Annotated in this window: 10 protein-coding genes; 6 read left to right on the top strand and 4 right to left on the bottom strand. The window is 39.5% G+C overall.

Translation table 11 applies throughout. From position 1 onward, the window contains the following. On the bottom strand, positions 1-185 hold a 185-nt coding region (locus tag J7E57_RS08105; RefSeq protein WP_215164952.1), incomplete at its 3' end, for a hypothetical protein. A 148-nt stretch (positions 186-333) separates the two neighbouring features. On the opposite strand from J7E57_RS08105, the gene ispE reads away from it, so the two are divergent. From ispE to J7E57_RS08090, 3 genes are all read left to right on the top strand, one after another. After that, the gene (ispE, locus tag J7E57_RS08100; protein ID WP_215126833.1) at positions 334-1,137 is read left to right on the top strand and encodes a 4-(cytidine 5'-diphospho)-2-C-methyl-D-erythritol kinase; all 804 of its coding nucleotides are present in this window, start codon (positions 334-336) and stop codon (positions 1,135-1,137) included. Between the two features lie 72 nt (positions 1,138-1,209). Continuing rightward, positions 1,210-1,635 carry an OsmC family protein gene (locus J7E57_RS08095; RefSeq protein ID WP_215126832.1) on the top strand — a complete coding sequence of 142 codons (426 nt, stop codon included), beginning with the start codon at positions 1,210-1,212 and terminating at the stop codon, positions 1,633-1,635. Between the two features lie 140 nt (positions 1,636-1,775). Then, a complete protein-coding gene (locus J7E57_RS08090) occupies positions 1,776-2,942 on the top strand; it encodes a trans-sulfuration enzyme family protein (RefSeq protein ID WP_215126831.1) in 1,167 nt (388 codons plus the stop codon). 145 nt (positions 2,943-3,087) lie between these two features. Here J7E57_RS08090 and J7E57_RS08085 read toward each other — a convergent pair whose 3' ends face one another. Further along, positions 3,088-4,227 (bottom strand): hypothetical protein, encoded by a 1,140-nt coding sequence (locus J7E57_RS08085; RefSeq protein ID WP_215126830.1) that lies wholly within the window; start codon positions 4,225-4,227, stop codon positions 3,088-3,090. A gap of 274 nt (positions 4,228-4,501) precedes the next feature. On the opposite strand from J7E57_RS08085, the gene J7E57_RS08080 reads away from it, so the two are divergent. From J7E57_RS08080 to J7E57_RS08070, 3 genes are all read left to right on the top strand, one after another. Next, the gene (locus J7E57_RS08080; RefSeq protein WP_215126829.1) at positions 4,502-5,182 is read left to right on the top strand and encodes a DNA alkylation repair protein; all 681 of its coding nucleotides are present in this window, start codon (positions 4,502-4,504) and stop codon (positions 5,180-5,182) included. Between the two features lie 108 nt (positions 5,183-5,290). Then, complete coding sequence (locus J7E57_RS08075; RefSeq protein WP_029276239.1) at positions 5,291-6,013, top strand: pirin family protein; 723 nt, start codon at positions 5,291-5,293, stop codon at positions 6,011-6,013. A 153-nt stretch (positions 6,014-6,166) separates the two neighbouring features. Then, positions 6,167-6,463, top strand: a complete 297-nt coding sequence (locus J7E57_RS08070; protein ID WP_215126828.1) for a hypothetical protein — start codon at positions 6,167-6,169, stop codon at positions 6,461-6,463. A gap of 404 nt (positions 6,464-6,867) precedes the next feature. On the opposite strand, the gene J7E57_RS08065 is transcribed toward J7E57_RS08070, so the two are convergent. Together J7E57_RS08065 and J7E57_RS08060 are read right to left on the bottom strand one after the other, a co-directional pair. Continuing rightward, positions 6,868-7,149, bottom strand: coding sequence for a lipopolysaccharide assembly protein LapA domain-containing protein (locus J7E57_RS08065; protein WP_215126827.1), 282 nt, complete (start codon positions 7,147-7,149; stop codon positions 6,868-6,870). A 4-nt stretch (positions 7,150-7,153) separates the two neighbouring features. Continuing rightward, positions 7,154-9,958 carry a TolB family protein gene (locus J7E57_RS08060; RefSeq protein WP_215126826.1) on the bottom strand — a complete coding sequence of 935 codons (2,805 nt, stop codon included), beginning with the start codon at positions 9,956-9,958 and terminating at the stop codon, positions 7,154-7,156. Positions 9,959-9,964 lie beyond the last annotated feature (6 nt).

Genomic DNA, 9,964 nt, shown 5'->3' with positions numbered 1-9,964 from the left:
CAGTCCAGCGCTGTGGGCTTTCCACTACAATCAGGTTTGTAATTTACGGTTTCTTCATCAACCCCGATAGAAGTAGCAACTGGCCCCTTAGCCCCGGGTGCAGTGTTACCTGCAGCGAGGAGGAATCCCGAACTTTCGGGAAAGCGTAAAAGCGGAACACGGGAACAAGGTAAGCGTAGAACCACTACAATTGCGCTCCAAAAAAAACCTGACTATATAAAATGTAAAGAAACACGACCCCATAAAAAACACTTTTGTATGTTTGCAGTTAGAACCGCCCAATGGTTTCGGCACCATGGACTCACGACTTAAGACTCACGACTCAGGACTATCATGCTATCTTTTCCCAACGCAAAAATAAATCTAGGCTTAAATATCACCGAAAAACGTGCTGATGGTTATCACAACCTCGAAACCGTTTTTTATCCGATCAATATTAAAGATTCGGTCGAAATTACCGATGCGGAGGTAACTTCGTGCAAAATTCATGGGATTGATATTCCTGGCGACCCGAACGATAACCTGTGTTTTAAAGCTTATCAATTGGTAAAGAAAGATTTTAATATTCCGGCGCAGCAGATCAATTTATTGAAAAACATTCCAGTTGGTGCAGGTTTGGGTGGTGGATCGGCAGATTGTGCTTTCCTGATCAAATTATTAAATGAGAAATTCAGTTTGGGAATGTCTGTTGATAGGATGGAAGGTTATGCCCGCCAGCTAGGGGCAGACTGTGCTTTTTTTATCGAGAACAAACCTGTCTATGCATTTAATAAAGGTGATGAATTTGAAAAGTGTGAAATAGATTTGTCAGCCTGGTTTAAAGTTTTGGTAAAACCGCCTGTACATGTAAGTACGGCCGATGCTTATGCACATGTAAAACCGCAAAAACCTTTGCAATCGTTAAAAGAAATTATACATTTGCATCCAACAACATGGAAAAATAAGGTTATCAACGATTTCGAACTATCGGTATTCGCAAAGTATCCCCAAATTCGTCAAATAAAAACCAGTTTATACGATGCAGGCGCAACATTCGCTTTAATGAGTGGTAGCGGTTCGTCGGTTTTTGCACTTTTTAACCATCCGGTTAAGTTGCCAGAACTGGAAAAAAATAACTTAGTTTATTATAATATTTAAAAGAGGTAGAAGGTTGGAAGGTAGGAGGCGTATGGTCTAAATACTTGATACTTGCTACTGAATACTAACAAGATGAACATAAATCTAGTCCGCAAGAGCGGTAAATTTAATTTTGAGGCAGAAAACGAGAGCGGTTTTACTGTGGAGTTGGACGCAAAAGCTGCCATTGGTGGTGAAGGAAAAGGTTTTAGGCCGATGGAGATGTTACTGATTGGATTGGGTGGCTGCAGCGGCATTGATATGGTAAATGTATTAACCAAGCAGAAGGAACCACTTGATGATATTAAAATCGCTATAAACGCTACCAGAAAAGAGGAAGAAATGCCACCGATTTTTGATGTAATCGATATTCACTTCGATTTATTCGGCGATTTAAGCGTTCAAAAAGTTGAGCGTGCATTAGCCATGACTTTCGATAAATATTGCTCTGTATCGAATATTTTAGGCCGCTCTGCAACTATTAATTTTACTTACAAAATAAACAAAAGAGAAGTATAAAGTATAAAGTACCAAGTAGCAAGTATCGAGAAGCACATCTTAAAATTTATGATGACGACTTTATTCTCACACCACATCTTGATACTTGATACTCAAATCTTGATACCCATCTCTTGATACTCAAATCTTGATACTTAAAAATGAAATCCGAAAATTTTGAAACCATAGCTATACGCACTCAAACCGAACGCAGTTTACACAAAGAGCATTCATCGCCAATTTACCTTACTTCGAGTTATAAGTTTGAAGATGCGGAAGAAATGCGTGCTTTGTTTGCTAACGAAAAGGAAGGGAATGTATATAGCCGTTATTCAAATCCAAATACATCAGAGTTTATCGAAAAAATGTGCCTCTTAGAAGGTGCCGAAGATGGTTTTGCCACTGCAACTGGAATGGCTGCGATTTTTACCACATTTGGTGCATTTTTAAAAAATGGCGACCATTTGGTTTCTAGCAGATCGGTTTTTGGCTCTACTCACCAGTTATTGACCAATGTTTTTTCTAACTGGGGTGTAACTTTTGATTATGCTGATTTAGATAAACCGCAGGATTGGGAAGCTTTGATTAAACCCAATACCAAAATGATTTTTGTAGAAACCCCATCTAACCCCGGCATCGACATTATCGATCTGGAATTTTTGGGCGATCTGGCTAAAAAACACAAGGTATTACTGGTTATTGATAATTGTTTTGCTACCCCATATCTGCAACAGCCGATTAAGTATGGTGCGCACATTTCGATCCACTCGGCTACCAAATATATTGATGGACAAGGAAGAGTATTGGGTGGCGTTATTTTAGGGACCAAAGATTTAATTGCCGATGTAATTGGTTTTGCACGTCACAGCGGACCGGCACTATCGCCTTTTAACGCGTGGATTTTATCTAAAAGTTTGGAAACTTTGGCCATTCGTATGGACCGCCATTGTGAAAATGCCTTGAAAGTTGCAGAATATTTAGAAAAACACCCGAAAATTAAACTCGTAAAGTACCCGTTTTTACCATCGCACCCTCAGTACGATATTGCCAAAAAGCAAATGAAACAGGGTGGTGGCATTGTAACCATTGTGGTTGAAGGCGGTATTGATGCTGCACGTAAGTTTATGGACAGTCTGCAAATGTTCTCTATCTCAGCAAATCTGGCCGATACCCGTTCCATTGCAACACACCCTGCTACCAGTACACACAGCAAACTTACCGAAGAACAACGTAACGAAGTTGGTATTGAGCAAGGTTCAATCCGTTTATCAATTGGCTTGGAGCATATCAATGATATTTTAGCTGATATTGAACAGGCATTAGCTTAAGGCATGATATCGTCATTTCGACCGTAGTGGAGAAATCTTGCACTAAAGATTTCTCCACTTCGCTGCACTTCAGTCGAAATGACGAATTTTCTCACGAGATAGATTTAAAATTATGATATAGCCTCTTTTTATTTGATTAAGGTTTCTATTCGTATTTTGAAAAATCTACAGCAAATATACAACGGTTAACCTGGCTGCCGTTTTGAGCTCCGGCATTGGGTTCAAATTCAGTTAAGCTCCATAAATATCCATATTGTGCTTCAAGATATAACGATTCAGCGCCGTATGGCCACCTGTAACGGACCGTATTGGTATCACCATCCGTATATCTTGCTAAGCGGGCGGTTGATCCGTACGATTCGCTAGGCGATCCGGTGCATGAAAGCCAGGTCCTGTTTCCCTTTCTAAAAACACCTTGTATGCCATGCGCATGATCTGAAGTAAACAGACTGTTTTTTGGAATCACTGTTTGTATGCCCGAATTCTGCAATTCTCCTGATGAGTTTATCGGGAACCCGAATATTTTGGGAACAATCGATGCATCTGCGCTTCCGGCATAATATTGTCCTGTCCATAATTGATTGTTTTCGTAATTTACCTGTACGGTTGAAAAAGGACTTGCATCGTTAATTTTATAATAACCTATTTGTGGAAGGATGTATCTGTAATTAAAAGCGTAAAGATTTCCACTGGCATCTTTGCCACACTTATCATCAGTGCCTGTTCCTGTAGTTACTTCAATAATTTTGTCTAAATCAAATACCCTTAATCCTAAACTTGTACTACTTAAATAAACTTTACCATTAAAGTAAGCTACACCACCGGCATGTACGTTTAAGGGCGCATAAGTACCATATTGCGTATAATCAAGTGTGCCGGTTGGAAGTGTGGGCTGTACCAGTAAAATGTGCCTGTACGTTAAATAAGTACTCGAACTTGGGCTTATATCAATCAGTGTGATTCTAGATCCTTTGCTCTCTGCAGCATCTTTGGCATACCAGCTTACCAATAAATAGCGTACACCATTTCTGGAGAAACCGGCAATTCCCTGTGGCCGCCATATGGATGTGGTTTCATCATCTTCATTCCATCTTATACCTCTAACTCTATTCTCTTCAGGAACATTAAAGCCATATACCTCGGTGTAAGCACTGCCGCCAATAGCCTGGCGGTTTTTATCAATTTGTGTTGGATTTAAAAATGAAAACCCAGTGTTGATGTAGGCCGATGTGTTTGAATAGGCATTTACGCTTGTGGCAGCGCTGGCTACTGTAGTGTTAGCCATTAGCATATTTTTCTTTTGGTTTGTTGTGCTAGCCTCCTCTTCAGATAATTTGTTCTTTTTGCAGGAAAATGTGAATAGGCAAGACGCTAATAGCATCCAAATGATGTTTTTTTGCATGGCTTTTAAAAGGTTGATTGTTATGGTTAAATTTAAACAAGTTTAAAAGATCGATGTAAACTTAAAACCGAAACAGTGTTAAGGATTGGTTATGTTATAGTATCCAAATTGTTTTGTCTAGACTTCGGAAGTCTTTCAAAAAAACTAAATTCGTATAATGAATGATCTAGATTTTGTCCTTTCCGAATTAAAATCCATCAGCGAGCCTGAATATTTAAAAAAGATGGCTCATTTTGGAATCGATATTTCTAAAGCTTTTGGTATCCGTTTGCCTAATATCAGAAAACTGGCCAAACAAATTGGCAAGAACCAGGAACTGTCTTTATTGCTTTGGAAAACTGGGTTTCATGAGGCCTGCCTTTTAGCAACTATTACTGGCGATTATAAACAGGTGACAGAAACGCAAATAAACGCATGGACGAATGATTTTAGTTCCTGGGATATATGTGATCAGGCTTGCGGAAATCTTTTCATTAAAACGCCTTATTTTAAGTCGAAGGCCTTTGAGTTTGCCCAGGCTGAAGCAGAATTTGTGAAACGTACTGGTTTTGTACTGATGGCTGAGGCAGCCGTACATCTCAAGAAAGAACCTGACGAAACTTTTCTGAGTTTTCTTCCGATCATCGAAAGAGAAGCCTACGATAACCGGAATTTTGTTAAAAAGGCAACCAACTGGGCATTGAGGCAAATCGGCAAACGAAATGTTTTCCTGCATGAGCATGCCATTCAAACCGCAAACAATATCCTCGCCCAAAACAATAAAAAAGCAAATTGGGTAGCGTTAGATGCGTTAAGGGAGCTTAACAGCGATGCCGTAATGGCAAGGCACAATCGGTGATTGACTCAAGACTTAGGACTCTGGACTCCCGACTACTTTCTTACCCTACATCAATGATTGGTAAACATCGCTGCTGTAAATTTGTATCATAAACAAGAAAGGAAATTTATGTCACAGTTTATTTTGCACAAAGAAAACACCCGCGGTCATGCTAATCATGGTTGGTTAGATGCACACCATTCATTCAGCTTTGCTAATTACTACAATCCAGAAAGGATGCACTTCGGAGTTTTAAGGGTTTTAAATGACGACAGTATTGATGGTGGAATGGGCTTTGGCTCGCACCCACACGATAACATGGAAATTATTACCATTCCACTGGCTGGTGCAATTGCTCACAAAGATAGTATGGGTAATTCGGCCGTAATTAAAAATGGAGAAATCCAGGTAATGAGTGCCGGAACAGGTGTTAGCCATAGCGAGTTTAACGCAAATGCAGATGAGCAGTTAAACTTATTGCAGATCTGGTTGTTCCCTAACAAGAAAAATGTTACGCCACGTTACGATCAGCAAACGTTAGATGTTGCAGCAAGGCACAATAACTTCCAACAGATCTTATCACCAAACGCTGATGATGCCGGTGTTTGGATTCATCAGGATGCCTGGTTCTCGTTAGGTAAGTTTGATGAAGGTTTTGAAACGGAATACAAAATCAAAAAAGCTGGAAACGGTGTTTATGCTTTCGTAATCAATGGCGAAGTAACCATAAACGGACAAGTGTTGAGCAAAAGAGATGGATTAGGCGTTTGGGATACTGATAGCATTAGTTTTAAAGCCAATACTGCAGATGCAGAGGTTTTATTAATGGATGTTCCGATGGAACTGAATTAATATAAAAGAATCGTCATTTCGACAGAAATGTTCCAAAGGAATTCCTTTGGAGGAGAAATCTTGGAGTAGAGACCAAATTTTTCTTATCGATGAAAATCGGTGTATCAGTCGGAATGGCGATTTGTTTTTTGATATATTTTTAAACTTAACACTATGCAAACTACTATACTTTATATTGGTCGGGATACAGAAATTACTGCAGTAATGAACCGCTTGTTAAATGCCAGGCCTGAATGGAAAGGTTTGTGTGTTTGCAAAAATGAAGAAGCCATTTCCATTTGCAAAGAACAGCACATTGACTTGGTTTTACTTGGAAATGGAATTGATCAGGAATCAGAAGCTGAACTGAAAAATAAGCTTCTCGCCTTAAGGCCGGGCCTGAAAATTATCCAGCACTATGGTGGAGGCAGTGGTTTACTTTACGGAGAAATTATGTCAGCGACTAATTAGTGAAATAAAGATTTTTTATGCGCTTTGCTACGGATGCTTAAATAGTAGCAGTAGCCAACCCACTTAAACGGGATTGTAGCGATATCCTTTTAAAATTAGCACCTGCTTCTGTTTTTACTGTAATAGTATTTTAAAAGATTTAGCGAAAAGCCCGACTAACAATTAATAGCACTACAGGCTTTGCTTTTCAAAATATCGTTACTAAACCCCGCTAAAATTAGCTGTACTCAAGAAAAAATAATCTTGATGGGCTGTATCATAAATATAGAATTGTCATCCCGTCCAAAGGACTCCTACGGAGAGCTTGTCGAAGGACCTGTTTTAAATGCCTTTTAAGGCGTTTCGACAGGCTCAACGTGACAAATTCGAAGTGAATTACAAATATGATATAGCCTCATGGGATGCTAACTAATGTAGTCTCTATCCTCGTCGCTTAAGGTATTTTTCTTTTCTATCGAAGGTTGATTCCTTTCGATCTCATCATCATAACTGCTAATCGTTTTCCTTGGTCGGCCCACAACAAAGCCAATGATAAAACCGATGATGATGCAAATACCGATAACCAGAAGTTTAGATACTGGAAGTGTGGTAACCAGGAAATCGAAATCAACAGGTTCGGTATTCACCATTAAAAATATGGTAAGTAATGCAGTCAGGATAATGATGGAGATTGTTTTTGCGCTCATGGTTTTAAAAGCTATAATTAAATGAAAACTCTAATATCGGATTTTGATTGTAAATCTGATTAACAAAAACCAATCTCGCTCCTAAATCTACAACAGGTTGATAGCGCAAAAGGTTTACACTGGTATTTAATTCTACGCCATAAGTTTTCGGATCGTTAAACGTTGTGCCCTTGCCAATGTTTTCATAATGGCAAAACAAACCCGCCCTAAAATTTCTGACATAAGCGAAAGGACCCAACTCCCAATCGGGAAAAGCAAAGGGAAAACGATAGTTAAAAAGCAGACTGTTTTGCAGTTTACTTTTCGCTAAAATATTGTTGTAGCCGTAAACGGTTGCAATCTCAGTGGCGTATTGGTTTACACCGCTTGCTTTCTGATAATTGAAGCTCGCTAAAAAGGAATGGTTTTTAGCAACGCCAGGAAAGTAAAGGAAACTTTCGAGCGCTAAAATTTCTCCTTTTAAGTTTTTATCGAAAGGTTGGTGATTATAAGTTGCCCTGAACACTTGTGCCCACTTGGGTGCAATATCTCTTTCGGTAGTGCGCACACTGTGGTTGAAAGTAAAGTTGTATTCCATCGGAAATTTAAGCTCGCGTATAAAACCAGTAGGCATGTTTTCCGGCATGTACCTTTGCGTAAAACTAGTTGCCGCATTTAAGGTAAAAGCATAGTTCTCATTGCGCATGTTAAACGATAGTGGAACCGATGCATTAAGCTTGATGTAGTTCTCTCTCCAGTCGCCTTGTTGTACCGCGTTTTTAGCTTTGTAGAACGTTCTTTTCGGGCGGTTGCGGTACAATACACTAAATACAGGATAAAGTGCCTTATAGCTAATATCTGCCGTGTACTCAAAACGTTTTAAATCGCGGTGGTATTTTGCGCCGGTATAAAGGTCCATCGTGTTGAGCAGATTGTTTGATTGTAACTCCAGGCCGAAAACATATTCGTTGTCGATAACCGGAATAATGCTGTGGAAACTGAAAAGATTTAAGGCCTGATGATAGCGCTTGGCTTGGTAGGTGCTATCGGGAATCTTGTCGAAAACATTCCCTGCGTTTTCCTGTTTTTCTGCAGCGGACGAGAAATCTACAAAGTTATTTTCTCCAACTGGTTTTTCGGTTAATGCGGTCTCTGCAATTTCATAACCATTGATTTTATAATTGTTAAAAATGAGTTTTCCATCGGCGGTTTCGCTAGGGTTAAAGGCCCCATACTCGGACGCGCTGAGCGCATTTATTTTTTTCGAACCGGGATCTATACTGTAGATATTATCGATCCCATTAAAGTGCGCATTGAAAACAATTTTGTCGTTGATAAAGATCGGTCGGCTTAACTGTTGTCGGCTGTTAGAAATCAATTGCGTTTTTTTTTCTCCGTCAATCAACCATAAACTTTTTCCTTTTTCATTTACGCTGACATAAGTAACCTTATTTCCTGATTGATCAAATGAAGGCATCTGCAGGATTTCGTTTTCAAGGTTAGGGTAGTTCTTTAAAATTTTTCCCGAGACTGCATCCAACTCAACCAGATTGAACTGATTGTTCAGCTCCACTTTTGAAGCGATGATTTTCTTTCCATCGTTAGAAAGGCTGGGAGAGAAGAGCCTGCTTTTGCTGCTTAATTTGTTGAATTTTTTGGTCTTCAAATTATATGAACAGATTACGCTGTAGCTCCGTTGTTTGTAGCGCGGATCGTAGCGTATTTCATCCCAGACCAAAAGATCATTTTTTAAGCTAAACCAAGGCTGTTCCTGATAACCAATTCCGAATAATTTTTGTTCCGATTTATCCTTGTTAATAATCACAAAATATCGCGCATCTGTCTTGCTTTCTTTTAGCGTTAAAACCTGGTTTTTGTTTAACCGAACAGGAAGGAAATAATCGGTTGCCAAATCAGCTTTTTTGTTTAAGCTTTCGTAGCTTTCTGTAATAGATTTTTCTTGCTGTATTTTCCATTTTTCAGCGAGCTTGTTTTGGATAGAAAGAAAGTAGGTTCTGGAATTCTGTTTCGTGAATTTTTTTAAGCTCTGCGAAAAGGGATATAGCCTTACTGGTCTTTTTCTAATGTCGCTAAGTATGCTGTCAGAAATGAACTGCCCATATTTTTCCTTCATATCCGATACCATCAAATATCCGGTTTGATAGTAACCAGGAGTTACGTCTTTGTTCGAGCCGAAATAGGCTTTACTGTATGAGATTTTTTTGCCTTCTAAAATTGAAGCCCGGTAAGGCATGATCCAATTGGGCTGCCTTCCCCGGCCCGAATGCGTCAAGGCGGTTTCGTTAACTACGGCATCACCTTCGAAAAACCAGATGGGGATGCCCGCGCCAAAGTAAGCAAAGTAAACCAGTTCAGGAAAGGGGTGTGCTTGCGTTCCTGTCAATTTGTCAAACTGAGCAATGTGTCTAAGCTCGTGTACTGCCAAGTTGTTTAGCCAATCCTGACTATCGAAAAACTGAGGTGGAGTTGCATAGAATTCAGACTTCTTGGGTGCGAGTTGAACAAAGCCGTTTGCCACGGTTCCACGGTTCTGGAGTAGGAGTGGAATAGCGGTTTTTTGCTGCCTTAAACCCAGTCCTATTTTGGGGTAGATAAAGGGTAGGGTATTGGCCATTCTTTGTGCCTCTTTCTCCAGTTCTTGCGGATAGATGATTTTAAAGCCGCCTGAATAAATATAGTTCCATTTTACACTAAGTGGGTTTTGTGCAGTGCTGAAAATCTGCCCAAAAACCGATAGTGATGTAAAACTTAAGGTAGCTATACTTAAGTACTTGATAATTAGTTTTTTGTTTGATACGTTTAAATTCATCTAAAT

The sequence above is a fragment of the Pedobacter sp. ISL-64 genome (genome assembly GCF_018613605.1).
In the GTDB taxonomy this organism is placed as follows: Bacteria; Bacteroidota; Bacteroidia; order Sphingobacteriales; family Sphingobacteriaceae; genus Pedobacter.
This window is presented reverse-complemented; position numbering and strand designations above follow the sequence as displayed.